This window comes from Nitrosomonas oligotropha (assembly GCF_900106555.1).
Classification (GTDB): domain Bacteria; phylum Pseudomonadota; class Gammaproteobacteria; order Burkholderiales; family Nitrosomonadaceae; genus Nitrosomonas; species Nitrosomonas oligotropha_A.
In genome coordinates this window covers 21,695-36,841 of sequence record NZ_FNOE01000013.1, presented here as the reverse complement: position 1 = coordinate 36,841, position 15,147 = coordinate 21,695, and the positions used below count along the sequence as shown (strand labels likewise).

The window sequence follows — 15,147 nt, the reverse complement described above, 5'->3', positions numbered from 1 at the left end:
GTATTTTTTAGGATAACCGACAAGTGCGTTCATTGTGGATGCTAGTTGCAGGCTTTTTGTTTGCCTGCATGGGCGTATTGGTTAAACTCGGTGCGGCGTATTTTTCCAGTACGGAATTGGTGTTTTACCGTTCGCTGTTTGGCGTCTGGATGACTTACCTGGTCATCCGCTATTATCGCCTTCCGGTGACAACGCCGCATTGGCGGGTTCACTGCTGGCGCGGAATATCCGGCTTGATCAGTTTATTGATGTTTTTTTACTGTATAACGCAATTACCCTTGGCGACCGCTATTTCACTGAATTATACCTGGCCGCTTTTCTTGGCATTGTTTTCCACGTTGATTTTGAAAGAACATATTCGTTGGCCGTTAGTCTGCACAGTTCTGGTCGGTTTTATTGGCGTAGTTCTGTTGCTGCGCCCTTCGTTGCCCGAGGATCATTGGGTTGCCGGTTTGCTGGGGATGGCTTCGGGTTTTTTTGCTGCAATCGCCTATATCAATGTCAAACAACTCGGTGAATTGGGCGAGTCTGAATGGCAAGTGGTATTTTATTTCACATTAATTAGCACATTAGGAACCGGGGTGTGGCTACTGTTTACGGCATTCAGTCCGGTTAACTGGGATGGTTTATTGCTGCTGCTGGGCACCGGTGTGACGGCAACATTGGCGCAACTGGCGATGACGCGTGCCTATCATCAAGGTGCGACGATGGTTGTGACTTCATTGGGCTATAGCACGGTATTATTTGCCAGTCTTTGGGGGATTCTGTTGTGGAATGAAGTATTGCCTCCCGTGGCCTGGCTTGGGATGGGATTGATTGTTCTGGGTGGTACATTAAGCGGCATTCTAAGTATTAAACAAGCTCCCGCTGTGGCGCCAAAGTGATTTTGCTTTGATGCGGGGAGCGGCAAAATTTGCACCATCCTGTTTAATTCCCTATGATGAGCTAATTATTTGTTGAGGAGGGAGTCATGATAACTATTCAAAAGAAAGACAATCTCATAATTGTTGCGGTTATTGGGGAGTTTACATTAGCCGACTACAATGAATTTGAACAACAAGTGCTGTATCAATCCCATTCTGACGGTAAAACCAATCTTCTGTTTGATTGGCGCGACATGCTGGATTACACCGTTGATGTAGCCTGGGAAGAAGTTAAATTCATGCGCGATCACGGCAGTGAATTCAACCGGGTGGCGGTTGTGACCGACGATGAATGGCAAACGTGGGGCGCATGGGTTTTTAATTTATTCATTCACGCCAATGTAACAACTTTTCACGATTACGAGGAAGCCGAAATTTGGGCCTCGGAGACTGAATGACCGATTCCCGGCTGAATGATTGTGACGAATTAACGCGATCTGTGTGTGTTACGAAACGCCGCACATAAAGTGCATGCGTAATACACGACTGAGTATTGACTATGATTTCCAAGTTTGTTTTTAAGCGGTAAGAAAAATCGAATGGATGATTTAGTTTTAGCCCGAGTTTTGCACGTACTGGGCATCGTGCTTTGGATAGGCGGGGTTGCAATGGTGACGTTTGTGTTGTTGCCAACTTTGGCGCGCATGCAGTCGCCCACGGATGCAATGGCATTTTTTTCCCGTTTCCGGCAGCGGTTTGCCGCGCAAGCGCGTTTTTCCACATTGATCGTTGGATTGAGCGGTTTCTACATGGTTTATGTGCTCGATGCTTGGCAACGTTTCATGCAGTGGCAATACTGGTGGATGCACATGATGGTAGCGATCTGGCTGCTGTTTAGCGTGATGTTATTCGTCATGGAGCCGCGCGGACGTCGCAGGCAAGGCGCGGCCCCGGTGCAGCAAGACGTTACACCGGAAACATTTGCCAGAATTCAGCGCAAACATTTGTTCTTATTGATACTCAGTTTAATTACCATCGCCGGCGCCGTGGCGGGTAGTCATGGCTGGCTGATAGCCGGGAGTTGAATGTGAGTTACGCATTGTTGAAAATGATTCATGTCAGTAGCGTGATACTCAGTTACTCACTGTTTCTCCTGCGTGGTGTCTGGTTGATCCAAGACTCAACCAATTTACGCCAACGTTGGATCAAGATTCTGCCGCATATCATCGATACCGTTCTGCTGACCAGCGCGGTTTTTCTGGCGATGACCATCCAGCAGAATCCGCTGCAGGATTCCTGGTTAACCGCCAAGGTTGCTGGTTTACTGTTGTATATCGCTCTGGGTATGGTGGCGATGCGCTTCGGCAAAACCCGGCGGACAAAAATCATCGCCTGGGCGGCGGCGCAGTGTGTATTCATTTACATTGTGCTGGTTGCAATCACAAAAAGCCCGGTATTAGGTCTCGGCTAGAATCCGGCGGCGCATCTCCGTAAAATTTACTGACAACGAATGGATTTCTCCGCTTTTCGTTTTGAAAAAGCCAATGTCAATCAAGCGCAGGCAATCAGCGATCTGATCAACTTGACGTATCGCGGAAACGCCGGTTGGACCACGGAAGCGGCAATTATTCACGGCGATAGAACTAACCGGCAGGAAATTGAAGCCGCCATGCAAAATTCCAGTACGCATTTTTTCGTTGTTAACCTGCCTTCCATGCTAGCGTCGTGCATTTATGTCGCTCCAGAAAAGGAATACGCATACATCGGTTTTTTTTCAGTTCATCCTGATCTGCAAGGGCAGGGACTCGGAAAATACATGCTCGAACAAGCGGAAACCTTTGCCAGCACCGTCATGAATATACATCAATTTGTCATGTTCGTGATATCACAACGTACTGAATTAATTGGATTTTATCAGCGCAGGGGATATCACTGCACCGGCCGGGTTGAGGCTTATCCGGCTTATCTTGGCGTGCCTAAAATTGCCGGATTGACCATTGAATATCTTGAAAAGAAAGCTATGCGTTGTTAACGGTTTTTTATCATTAAAGAAAAAGTTATCGTCAGATTTTTATCTTCAGCCTCCTTCGCTCATCAATCCGGTTGCGCTCCAATCGCGGCGGAATTCTTAATCTAAATTGTAATAACATTACTGCTAACATTTGTTTTAATTCACATATTTTTCACAAAATACGTAATTTTTCTTGACATTTTTTTTACATTTATCATGATATCGTGCCTGCTCCTGCAATTAAAAGGGTAATCAAACTTCTTTATAAACGAGGGAATTATGCTGATAAAAATATTTTTGGCTATCGCAATGAGTTTAAGTGTTTCGTGTTTTGCTGAATCCGGATCGAACAACGCAAAGTCATCTGCTGATTCCAGCCAACAAACACAAACTTCACAATCGAGTTCATCGACCACAAAGGAAAATTCTCAATCGGCAAAGGATTCCGAGAAGGATAAGAAACCGTCGATGGTGGATTATTGCAAAAAACATACATGTTAATCGAATGACGATTTGCAAATTGGAGATAACCAATGAACAGAAAAGTATTGAGAAATCTGGCTTCAGCAATTTTTGCATGTTATACCGCAGCCGCAGTTTCCGCTCCACACTGGACGCATGAGGAACAGGCAACCTGGGGAGCGATCCAGGATCCGTCACAAACCGTAGTGCCATTGAATTATCCGTATGCGGAATGCAGTATCGGCTCACACCAATCGCCGGTCGATTTAGCCGATGCGAGAATTGATAATGCCCGTAAATTGAATGATCTGGAGGTTTGGTACGATGTGGACACTCCGGTATTCTTCAATACCGGCCACGCGGTTCAGGTCAATACCTCGACGCACTATAAAGGTGAGCTGAAAATCGGAGAAGAATCGTATCCGCTGGTTCAGTTTCACTTTCATGAGCCCAGCGAACATGCAGTTGGTGGCGTGAAGTTTCCGGCGGAATTACATTTTGTTCATGTCGGTCCGGACGGGCGGCTCATCGTTCTGGGTGTTGCGGTAACCGTGGGAGAAGAGAATGCGACATTGCAGACTATTTTAAACAATATGCCCGCTACGGGGGGTGATCAAAATGCCAACGCCACCGGCATTCAAATTGATCCTACAACGTTATTGCCGCCAATGCGTCATCAATCGTTTGATTACGTAGCATTCGCTGGCTCTTTAACAACACCGCCTTGTAGCGAAGGCGTGCAGTGGTATCTTTTATTGGATAGCATTTCGATATCTGCGGCACAGCTTTCACAGCTCAAGGGATTCTATACAGATAATGCGAGATCACCGCAGAATCTGAATGGGCGCGTTATTTCTTCGACTAAATAAATTAAGTAAGAATCTAAGGTAAATCAATGTACTAACTTGATATTTCCAGGTTAATGCACGATTTACCTTATGATTTCTCACTTGCCGATCTGCGTTTGATCGTTCTGTTGTGAATCTTCGTGCTGTTTCCCAATTTCTTCTGCGTTTAACTACCTAACAAACAATTCTAGCGATCAAGCTTATGGTTGATTTTATCGTTAGCCGGGAATTTTAATGACTTGGCGTCAATGGGGTAAGGTTCAGCGATCCAGTAACCTTGCGCATAGTCGATGCCCATATTTTCCAGCAGTTGTAAAGTCTGATCGTTTTCGACCCACTCGGCGATGGTTTTAAGCCGCATCACGTGACCAATATGGTTGATCGATTCAACCATAGCTTGATCGACCGGATCGGAAAGCATGTTCTTGATCAACCGGCCATCGATTTTCAGATAATCGAGCGGAATATTTTTTAAATACCCGAGTGATGACAAGCCACCGCTGAAATTATCCATCGAAAAACGGCATCCGAGTTCTTTTAACGTAGTCACAAAACGCACTGCGTGGTTCGTTTCAGTCAGCGCGACATGTTCTGTGATTTCAAAGCAAATACAAGCTGGGTTTAGCTTACTGGCTTTGATGGTATTCACAGCGAAATCAAGAAAATCTGCATTCTCAAGTACTTGTGCAGATAAATTGATAGTATAGATGACGTTGGATTGGTGGTGTGCATGTGCCTTGATTAATTTAAACGAATGTTCCATCACCCAACGATCGATGACCAGCATATGATCATGCCGTTCAGCAGCCGGTAAGAATGCCCCCGGCATGACGAGACGGCCGTGTTCATCTTCCAAGCGCAACAGGATTTCACCGTGTTTCTCTTTACCATTGTTGCTCGAAATAGACTGAATCGGCTGGAAATATAAGCACAACCGCTGGTCGATCATGGCTTGCTGAATGCGGGGCAGCCATTGCACTTCGCCGGATTTTTGCTGCGCTGTATCGGCTTGATATATATGTACTCGATTACGTCCTTGTTCTTTGGCCGCATAACAGGCGCTATCGGCCGCATTTAATGCATAAGCGAGGCCTTCGTTGGCATGCGTGATGGGAAATAATCCAATACTGACTCCGATACTGAAAGTATTGCCTTGCCATTGAAAACGAAAGTTTTGCACCAATTCTCGCAATGCTTGCGCAACCTGCAGCGCCTCGTTCTGCGGGCAGTGCTCCAGGATGACACCGAATTCATCACCGCCAAGACGCGCTAGCGTATCGCGTGTACGCAGCTTGGCATGCAACAATGCGGTGACTTGGCGCAGCAATTCATCGCCGGCGCTATGTCCGCAGGTATCATTGATAATTTTGAATTGATCTAGATCGAGATACAGCAATGCGTGTGAATCGTTCTTGCGGGTGGCCGCCAGGATTTTGCCGAGACGGGTTTCAAATTCCTTACGGTTCAACAAGCCGGTCAGTGAATCATGCGCTGCCTGATAGGCAAGTTTTTGCGTCAGCTTACGTTGTTCTGTGACATCGCGGAAAGTCAAAACAGTTCCAATCACATGCTGTTGCTCATTCTGAATTGGCGCCACGGCGTAATCGATAATCCATTCTTGTTTATCCTTGCGGATTAACAAACACTCATGGTGTTTTTGCGCATTTCCAGATGTCCCGTTATGACATACCAGCGGGTCGGCAACAGCCGACCGGTTAACGCTATCAAGAATGTTAAATACCTGCTGCAACGGCAGGCCATTGGAATCCTGGTTGCTCCAGCCTGTAAATATCTCTGCGATTGGATTCAGGTAGGTGACGTTACCGCCGGCATCGGTCGTGATGACCGCATCGCCGATGCTGGCCAAAGTGACCTGAAACAATTCTTTTTCCTGATGCAACACAGCGTTGGCCAAAGCGAGTGCATGGGTGCGTTCTGCGACACGTTGCTCCAGTTGCTCCGTAACGCTTTTCAATGCTTGTTGCGAACGGTCTTTTTCGGCGATTTCGATTTGCAATGCCTGATTGATCGCTTCTTGATGATCTTTCGCTTGTATCAGCCGTTTGAGCAAATCGAAATTATCGAAGCCGAATTTGAGTGATTCCGCGACAGTTTGATACAAGCGATGGGAAATACTACCCATTGCAAAAACAAAAATGAGGTAGGTAAAGGCGATCGCGAGTTGTACATCGCTGTCGTGCGTCATCACCTCATAAGTAAAAGGAATGACGACGGGAATTGAGAAGGCCAGGAATGCGCCCCGGTAAGACGACAAGCTAGCCATCGCACCCGCAACCATGCCGCCCAATAAGTACGCGAGAAATAATTGGTGTGTGGCGCTGCCGCTGACAAAGAAAATGCTGCCCGCGGAGCCCCAAAGTATGCCGGAAAATAACGTACCGATTAGAAATTGCCGGCCCCAGCGAGCGGATTCGGCAGTTGATGGCTCTTTACGGAAATAGGATTTGACCAGCAGAAATCTGACGAAAGTCAGTAAATAAATTGCGACTAACCATCCCAACAGCCAAGTCTTGGCAACATGATTCCAGAAAATAAAAGCGAGCGCGGCGGAGGTGATCAGTGTGACAACCAGTGCCTTGGGGGCTTGTTGATAAAGCAATTTTACTTGCTCGGCCAATAATGCCGTGGAATGATTGTTTTGCTGCAAGGAGGAATCTACAGTACGGTGATTAAGCTCTGATGCCCGGTAGTCATTTTTCATTGCGGACAAATGCTGAAAATTGTACGCAATTTGTCGGATGACTTTTCAAAGAATTTAGAACTATTTGCGAATTGCCGGGATAACCATAATTCAAAATAAACAACTAGATTGCTGAGGATTTGTAAGCATTTTATTTCAATGACATAATGCGGCCTGGATTGTGAATGAAAAACACTCATTTCTACACGCGTAAGAATATTCTTATTGAGAATCAGAAAATTATACTTTGAATTTTATGTAAGTAAAGAAAACCTTTACAGCGGTAAGGATCATCCGGATTAAAACAGTGAATTTTCAATCGATCAAGAAAATTATGGAGATTAATCTATTAAAACGCTATCTATAACTAATTGTTCCTTGGAACGAAGTGTTTTCTGGTTTGCGGGTTTGGTTTTTTTGATTGTCTCCACTTCAATACGCGGTGCAGGCATTGCCGTGATGGAGCAAAGTGTCAAGGAGCTGGGGCAAGCGTTTTCGGGTGCGCCCACTAACACTGACGACGGCAGTATGGTGTTTTTTAATCCGGCTGCAATGAGTCAGGTGCGCGGTAGGCTGGTTTCGACAGCAGGATATGTCATTGCACCTTCCGCAGTTTTTCACAATGACGCTTCACATCTCAATCCATTTTTGGGAGGCGCGCCGCTGAAAGGCGGTAATGGCGGCGATTCACCTAATCTGGCTTTTGTACCGAATGTTTATTATGTGCAGGAACTGACAAACCGGGTGGCCTTCGGTTTCGGATTCAATACCCCTTTTGGTACGCGCAATAGCTATGATGCGGATTGGAAAGGGCGCTATCAAGCGCTTGATTCGGAGATTCTGACCTTAAACTTTAATCCATCGCTTTCCTTCAAAGTCACCGAGAAATTCTCACTGGGCGCGGGTTTCAATGTCCAATATTTGCAATCCCGGTTGACCAACGCCATTGATCTTGGTCCCGCTTGTTTCCTGACATTGGGACCAACACCGTGCGCTCGTCAAGGCATTTTGCCGCAATCCGCGGATGGCCATGTGTCCTTGAAAGGCGACAGTGTTGGATTCGGCTATAACTTCGGTGCTTTTTATGCGCCGAATCAAGATACGCGCTTCGGTGTCAGCTACCGCTCCAGAATTGCGCACGATGTTAATGGTCATGCAAATTTTTCCGTTCCGGATAGGGCCATCGGGTTGACGCAAGGCAACATTCTCGTCGATACCAGCACAAGCACGCCGGTTACGCTGCCGGATTCGGTATTGTTCGGTTTGTCGCACCGCCTCAATCCGCGCTGGGCGGTTTCCGCGGATGCGTTGTGGACGCACTGGAGTTTGATACAGGAGCTGCGGATCAATTTTGCATCGGCGCAATCGGATGATGTGCAAAACCTGAAATGGAACGATACCTGGCGTTATGCTTTCGGCGTCAATTATTTTTCCGAAAGTAATAAATGGACCGTGCGGATGGGCTTTGCCTATGATCAAACACCGGTTCCCAATGCCCGATATCGTTCGCCGCGCATTCCTGATGCAAGCCGCTATTGGCTGACTGCGGGATTGACTTATGCCGTCATGAAGAATGTCAATATCCACGCGGCATACGGGCACTTATTCATGAACGACGCCGGCATTAATCATCGAGGTGCAACAGCCGATGTTCTCGCCGGACAATATTCCGAGCAAATCAATATCGGCGGCCTGCAAATGGATTGGCGCTTCTAACTCGCGTAGTATCCCCTGTAGTTTGCTGAAACTTATGCCGGTTTGCGGTATCTTATGACGGCGTTTCGTTTCTAATGGCGCTATCAATAATTCTTCGTATCCATAAATCGAGGTTGAACAATGGACAAAAAAACACATGTTAACTTCTGGTTTGTCATTGTGGCATTGTTAAGTTTGCTGCTGATTCAAAATCTCTATTCTCAATACACCCAAATAAAACCCATTCCGTATAGTGAATTTCATCGTCTGCTTGAGCAGGGCAGAGTGGCTGAGATTGCGATAACACAAAATCAGATTTTTGGCACACTGAAAGAAAAAAATGCCGATGGAGTCAAAGATTTTGTGACTACACGGGTAGAGCCGGAATTGGCGGAAATACTGGATAAGCACAACGTGGTGTATACCGGAGTGGTGCAAAGCACTTGGCTGCGCGATTTGCTATCGTGGATCGTGCCAACGGCGATCTTTGTCGGCATTTGGTTGTTTGTGATTCGCCGCATGGGTGGCGGTATGGGAAGCGGATTGATGTCGATTGGTAAAAGCCGCGCCAAAGTTTTTGTCGAAAAAGAAACCAAAGTCACCTTTGACGATGTAGCAGGTGTGGATGAAGCCAAAGAAGAATTGGTGGAAATTATCAATTTCTTGAAAAATCCCGTGGATTATGGCCGTTTGGGCGGGCGCGCACCGAAAGGTATTTTGCTGGTGGGACCGCCCGGCACTGGAAAAACATTGCTTGCGCGCGCCGTGGCCGGTGAAGCGGGCGTGCCGTTCTTTTCCATTTCCGGTTCGGAATTCGTGGAAATGTTTGTCGGTGTCGGCGCGGCGCGGGTGCGCGATCTATTTGAACAAGCGCGGCAAATGGCGCCAGCAATCATTTTTATCGATGAATTGGATTCATTGGGGCGTGCCCGCAGTGCTTATGGCGGTATGGGCGGCGGGCACGATGAAAAGGAACAAACACTGAATCAACTCCTGGCGGAATTGGATGGTTTTGACCCTAGCAGCGGCATCGTGCTGCTGGCTGCAACCAACCGTCCGGAGATCCTCGATCCGGCATTGTTGCGCGCCGGACGGTTTGACCGTCAAGTACTCGTGGACCGGCCCGACAAAACCGGGCGTGAACAGATTCTTGCCGTGCATGCGAAAAAAGTGAAACTGAATACCGATGTCAAAATTGAGCAAATTGCTGCATTGACTCCCGGGTTTACCGGCGCGGATCTGGCGAATTTGATCAATGAAGCAACATTACTCGCGACACGCCGCGCAGCCGTATCGGTGACGATGGACGACTTCAACAACGCCATTGAACGTATCGTGGCCGGATTGGAGAAACGTAACCGCCTGCTCAATCCGAACGAACGGCGTGTCGTCGCTTTTCATGAACTTGGTCACGCCATGGTAGCGCTCGCGTTACCGGGCAGCGATGACGTGCATAAGATATCGATTATTCCGCGCGGTGTCGGTGCTCTGGGTTACACCATTCAACGCCCTACGGAAGACCGCTATCTCATGACTCGCGTGGAACTGCTGAACAAAATGGCGGTGCTGCTGGGCGGTAGAGCGGCCGAACAAGTGGTGTTTCATGAGGTTTCCACGGGTGCTGCGGATGATCTGGTGCGCGCCACCGATATCGCGCGTGCCATGGTGCTCCGTTATGGCATGAGCGAAGCACTGGGTAATGTGGCATACGACCGTGAGCAATCAGCTTTCTTGCAACCCAATATGGTATTGCCGCAAAGCCGCACTTACAGCGAGGAAACCGCGAATAAAATCGATATTGCCGTGCGCGTCCTGGTCGATCAGGCTTTGGAGCGAGCCATCAATATTCTGCAAAATAACCGCGCCTTACTGGATCAAACCGCGGAAGCGCTGCTCAAAACCGAAACCTTGAATCAACCAGAAATCCTGCAATTAAAGCAGGCAATTCATGCTTATGCGCACCAGCCATAAGCACTAGCGCAGGAAAACCGGTGGATTTAACTGTCATCATCCTGTTTTCCGGAGGATTTTAGCCGGATATCCGAATTAGGCAGCGCATCTTTTAATATTTGATCAATTTTCTGATTGATTTCTTCCGGTGTCGCACCGCTGTTGATCACCTGCTGGAGATCAATCAGATTGGAAGCCATATTGATGTGTTGCTGGTTTTGTTGCGCGGCGAAATCAACCTGCATGGCTTTCTTCTTATTGGCAATCTGATCTTTCGGGCTGCCGGTGAACAGCGACCGGATGGTTTCAACCAAGCGGCTTAAAACCGTGTGTGTAAGATCGGCGGAGAATCCACCGAGCATGGCCAGTAATGGCCGGATAATACCCTTTTCCAGGAAAGGCGTTTCACTCAAGTGTTTGCTAAAGTACGCCTCGGAAACCATGATGGCGAGAATTAAGCCGGCAATCAGGCCAAGAAAGAAACGAATCCAGTAGGAAGCATGATAGGTGGGATCAAAGGTCCCGTTAGCGATAAACGTATTGGCTTTATACAGTGCGGCAAACGAAGCGCCTAATCCGGCTGCGGCCAGATAGAACATTAGATTAAGTAACAATTCCAAGCCATCTTGCAACATAATATTGCCGCTGTCGTGGCTTACTTCTTCGGTCAATGTCAGTCCGATGAATAACATCAGCGATATGATAGCCGCGATCATCATCTGGCGGATCAATGAAACCGGGCCGAGAAATTTCATGAACCCGGTAACCCCTTGTTCGATATCCAGCAACAGAATGGTATTCGGTTTGGCGGGCTCCACTATTCTGGCCAATGCGCAGTGTGCGGCAAGCAATTCACCAATATCCAGATCGGCCCGGACATGAATCCGGTCATTCAAACTGGTATCGCTCTGCACAGTAAATGTATCGATGGTACGTATCACTTTATCCGGTACCGTTTTGCCGTTGGCAAGCGCGTATTCGGCCATGGCCCGTGCTTCCCGGTAGAGCTGATACCTCAGACTCGTTTGTTTATAAGGATCGGGCGATTGATTATCTTCCATGGTTGCTCCTGGTATCGTGGCACTGAAGGCAAGCGGTTAAAATAGAATGGCGGTAATGGTAAAAATCCAAGTCAGCAAGATCGGCCAATAAATAAGTTTTGGAATGAAATTATCCTTAAATGCCAATATCCCGAGCGGCGGATCATATGAAATCAGCACGGCATTGACGGTTACCATCAAAATTGTAATGTAGGAGACAAGATAGAAATATTCCAAATATACAATGGTATTTACCGCCAGTTCGTCTCTTAGCTGCACATGCATAATCAATAAGATGAAAAAAAGCGCCGAGCACGCGGCGACGATGGTCGATACATTGAAACCGGTGAGTGTCAGTTTCGCTTCCTGTTTGGAGATGGTTAGAACGAGTCCGTATAGCATCAACAGCACCACAGCCAGAGGAAATAAATGCGCAATGAATGGATTTAAAATATTGCGCGAGATTTCCAGGTTGAAATACAGTTCCGGCATCTTGTCGTGGCTGGTGAACTGACGATCGCCAAAATTGCTGTTGTATTTATTCACCTTGATTCCGAAGAAAGCCCGCGATGGATTCCATTCGGACAAAACAAAATCCTGTTCAACACCGGGCAAAGTATTGGGATTCAGACTGTCGAAGGATTTAAAATCCGGCACGAGAATGACATTCTTGGAAAAACTGGTATGCCAGAGACGTACCCAGAGAAGTTGCCGGTCGAAAGGATATATTTTGTAATCGAAGGTTTCTCGCAATGTGGCTTCAAAATACCAACCTTTGACGATTTCATCGCCTTCCTCGTGTTCATACGCTTCGGTTATGGATGTTTCTATGGCTTCGGGAAAAATGACGCCATGTTCGATATCTTCTTCAAAATGCCTGGGAAAGCGCTGCCATATATAGCCGGTTATCGCCACGTTGGTCGCGTTCTGAAATTCAATCGACTGAATGAACAAGCCCGTTGGAACAAAAAAGGGCGGTGTTTTTGATTCCTGCAGAGCAGCGACGGCAAAGTCGTTCTGAAATTGCTCGACGATCGCGCGATTCGATAGTGTCAGCAATTGATTGCGGGTCACTGAGGGCGTGTAATATTCCGTGATCCAGATCGACACGATGCCCACGGTCAGCAGTAATGACGTGATAAATGCATGCCGTAACAATTGCGCAACCGATTGCTGCTGTTTGATGAACGCAATCCAGATATAAATCAGGAGGCACAACACGACAGCATTGACGATCCAGCTGATCAAATCGGATTCGTGAATTACTCGGGTATCTTCGTCACTATCGTTCTCAAACAAGTGCGTCTTGCCGATTTCCGCATTCATCACGGTTAACACATACCACCCGGTTTCGCCGATGGGATAGCGGTTGAACCAGGCGGAGCGATCGGTGAGCTCATTAGTCCCTAATTTTCCCGCAGTGAATTCGGCAAAGTAAGTCGGCGTAATGGCTTGATTCAAGTCACTGACGATTTTCTTGGAACCTTTGAGTCCATGATAGATAATTTGGTCGAATTCATTGACGACGATCGCATAACCATTATCGCCTACATCGTGGTTCTCGACTTGCTGCCTGACCCAATCCAGATCGATATCCAAAAATACCACGCCAGCCACTTTTCTGGCTTCGGTATTTTTTTGCAACGGCACGACATACTTCAGCGTATGCTGCTGATAGGCCATATCAAAGTAGGGCGCCAGCCAACCGCTTCTTCCGCCGGTGCCTTGCAGATACCAGTCACTGTTCTTGCTGTTGCCGTTTTTCGCGCTATACGCCGCATGACCGGTATAGTCATAATACTGATCGATCCGGTCCAGTTGATAGGCCGTGCCTTGCTGGCGGATAAAGGGTGCAAACAAACGCAGTTGGGGGTCAGCTTGGTATAAATCGAAAGCTACACCCAATGCATTGAAACCAAAATGATTGAGCGCCGCTTCATTCAATGCGGTATTAATTGTTTCCTGGCTCCAAGAAATTTCCCGCAAGTTTTCCGCAAGTTCATTGGCGGCGGAAGCCAACGCGGCTAATTGATCGTTAATCGAATCGGCAATGGTTTGCGTGGTGGCCAGTGCATGTTGTTGCGATAGCTGCATGGTGGTGCGGTATTTCTGCACCATACCATTGGTTGACGCAATAAAAATGCATAGGAAGATGACCATGCAAATACCGAGAATTCCCTTGATCCAGGAAATGAATGTCCACTTCGCTTGTTCCGGCGATTCAAGTTGCTGGGTTCCCTTCAATTATTTTCTCCAGTGGTTTTCACGCTATTCCATTGACGGGTTTTATCCAGATGCGTCAGCCAAACATGATCGCTTGCCTGATGATCGCCGGGATTTAGGGTGACTGTGCCAAAACCTTCCAAATTCACCGATCCTAACGCCTCCAATGCTTGTTTCAGGGTGTCGCCGCTGATTTCACCGGGGATGCTTTGCAGCGCTTTCACCAGAACCTGTGCCGCAAGATAACCTTCGCGCCAGATGAAGTCTTGTTCCTCGGAGCCGGTTTCCGCGGGCGGCACCACCTGGGTCATATAGATTCGCCCATGGATGCCGGGTAGGGCATCGGCCAATAGCGAAGCGGCGGAAAAGGATAAGTTATAAAACCGCGCATTGGGAAAAATGCGGTGAGAAAAGCGGATAAACTGCGCGGCGGGTTGGTATGCGCCCACGATGATGATCGCTTCGGGCTTCGGTGTTGCTTGAATCATTGCTTTGATTGCGCTTTGTATCGCTAAAGAATTGCGCGGGTAGTACGTGACCAGCAGCCGGTCGGTATGCTTGAAACCCGATTTTTCCAAGACCGCTTTGGTGATGTCGAAGCCGGTCTGTCCCAGCGTGTCATCCTGCAAAAAGAGTGCAATGCGGTACGGAGAAATACCGCGCTCCAGAATATCCTGCACGATCAACTCCATTTCTTGCCGGTAGCTGGCGCGGAAGTTGAATATATAAGGATCCGGCGGAATCTTGCGTAATAGATCGGCGCCGGTGAAAGCGCCGTAAAATACTACGCCGCGTGCGTTGGCAAGGGGTGCGGCAATCGCCGCCGTCGGCGTACCGGCGTTACCGACAATCGCGATGACTTTATGCTGATCAATCAACTGCATCGTGTTCACCTTGACACTATCCGGCTCATAACCGTCATCGAGTACGGTCAGATTGATCATGCGGCCGCGAATACCGCCTTGCTGATTGATTTCCTCGAACAAAGCATTCATACCCAGGTACATGGCGCGTCCCAATAACTGATTGGGGCCGCTGAGCGAAGTGCTCATGCCGAGTTGTATGGGTTCGGCATGTGCAAGACTGCACCAGCAAAGCACAACGATATAGGCACAACACTTTGTATAGAAAAGGGTTATTTTCTTTATCGGGATGGGTTTAAACATGCTGGTCATTCAAATGAGAAGGATTGCGTTGCCGGTACTGTTTTGGCTTGACCGATGGTCTGGTTTAATTTCGAGTGTATGATTAACTCTATTGACTAACATTCTGTATCTTAGATTGTTTCAACCTTAAATGCGATACCATATCATATCTATCCCGACATAGAAACCATTCCAGCTGTTTTATCGAT

12 protein-coding genes are annotated in these 15,147 nt (G+C 47.6%); 8 read left to right on the top strand and 4 right to left on the bottom strand.

What is annotated here, in order from left to right; translation table 11 throughout:
* The first annotated feature begins 38 nt into the window (after positions 1 to 38).
* From BLU57_RS08645 to BLU57_RS08615, 6 genes are all read left to right on the top strand, one after another.
* On the top strand, positions 39 to 884 hold the full coding sequence (locus tag BLU57_RS08645) for a DMT family transporter (protein ID WP_090319278.1): 846 nt from the start codon (positions 39 to 41) through the stop codon (positions 882 to 884).
* Between the two features lie 86 nt (positions 885 to 970).
* Entirely contained in the window at positions 971 to 1,321 is a 351-nt protein-coding gene (locus BLU57_RS08640; protein ID WP_090319274.1) for a SpoIIAA family protein, read from the top strand.
* A gap of 141 nt (positions 1,322 to 1,462) precedes the next feature.
* Positions 1,463 to 1,948 (top strand): DUF4149 domain-containing protein, encoded by a 486-nt coding sequence (locus BLU57_RS08635; protein WP_090319271.1) that lies wholly within the window; start codon positions 1,463 to 1,465, stop codon positions 1,946 to 1,948.
* A gap of 2 nt (positions 1,949 to 1,950) precedes the next feature.
* Positions 1,951 to 2,334 (top strand): SirB2 family protein, encoded by a 384-nt coding sequence (locus tag BLU57_RS08630; RefSeq protein ID WP_090319268.1) that lies wholly within the window; start codon positions 1,951 to 1,953, stop codon positions 2,332 to 2,334.
* A gap of 39 nt (positions 2,335 to 2,373) precedes the next feature.
* Positions 2,374 to 2,895, top strand: coding sequence for a GNAT family N-acetyltransferase (locus BLU57_RS08625; protein ID WP_090319265.1), 522 nt, complete (start codon positions 2,374 to 2,376; stop codon positions 2,893 to 2,895).
* A 512-nt stretch (positions 2,896 to 3,407) separates the two neighbouring features.
* Complete coding sequence (locus BLU57_RS08615; RefSeq protein ID WP_090319259.1) at positions 3,408 to 4,205, top strand: carbonic anhydrase; 798 nt, start codon at positions 3,408 to 3,410, stop codon at positions 4,203 to 4,205.
* Positions 4,206 to 4,371: 166 nt separating this feature from the next.
* Here the strand turns inward: BLU57_RS08615 and BLU57_RS08610 are convergent, their stop codons facing one another.
* A complete protein-coding gene (locus BLU57_RS08610) occupies positions 4,372 to 6,906 on the bottom strand; it encodes an EAL domain-containing protein (RefSeq protein WP_090319256.1) in 2,535 nt (844 codons plus the stop codon).
* A gap of 357 nt (positions 6,907 to 7,263) precedes the next feature.
* Here BLU57_RS08610 and BLU57_RS08605 point away from each other — a divergent pair, with 357 nt between their 5' ends.
* Both BLU57_RS08605 and ftsH read left to right on the top strand, forming a co-directional pair.
* Positions 7,264 to 8,601, top strand: coding sequence for an OmpP1/FadL family transporter (locus BLU57_RS08605; RefSeq protein WP_090319253.1), 1,338 nt, complete (start codon positions 7,264 to 7,266; stop codon positions 8,599 to 8,601).
* Positions 8,602 to 8,721: 120 nt separating this feature from the next.
* Positions 8,722 to 10,551 carry an ATP-dependent zinc metalloprotease FtsH gene (gene ftsH, locus BLU57_RS08600; RefSeq protein WP_090319250.1) on the top strand — a complete coding sequence of 610 codons (1,830 nt, stop codon included), beginning with the start codon at positions 8,722 to 8,724 and terminating at the stop codon, positions 10,549 to 10,551.
* Between the two features lie 26 nt (positions 10,552 to 10,577).
* Here ftsH and BLU57_RS08595 read toward each other — a convergent pair whose 3' ends face one another.
* From BLU57_RS08595 to BLU57_RS08585, 3 genes are read right to left on the bottom strand one after another with little or no spacing between them, the layout of a single operon-like run.
* The gene (locus BLU57_RS08595; RefSeq protein ID WP_090319247.1) at positions 10,578 to 11,591 is read right to left on the bottom strand and encodes a hypothetical protein; all 1,014 of its coding nucleotides are present in this window, start codon (positions 11,589 to 11,591) and stop codon (positions 10,578 to 10,580) included.
* Between the two features lie 36 nt (positions 11,592 to 11,627).
* A complete protein-coding gene (locus BLU57_RS08590) occupies positions 11,628 to 13,814 on the bottom strand; it encodes a cache domain-containing protein (protein WP_090319244.1) in 2,187 nt (728 codons plus the stop codon).
* The gene (locus BLU57_RS08585; protein ID WP_176776401.1) at positions 13,811 to 14,959 is read right to left on the bottom strand and encodes an ABC transporter substrate-binding protein; all 1,149 of its coding nucleotides are present in this window, start codon (positions 14,957 to 14,959) and stop codon (positions 13,811 to 13,813) included. The genes BLU57_RS08590 and BLU57_RS08585 overlap by 4 nt, the downstream gene beginning before the upstream one ends.
* Between the last annotated feature and the right edge of the window lie 188 nt (positions 14,960 to 15,147).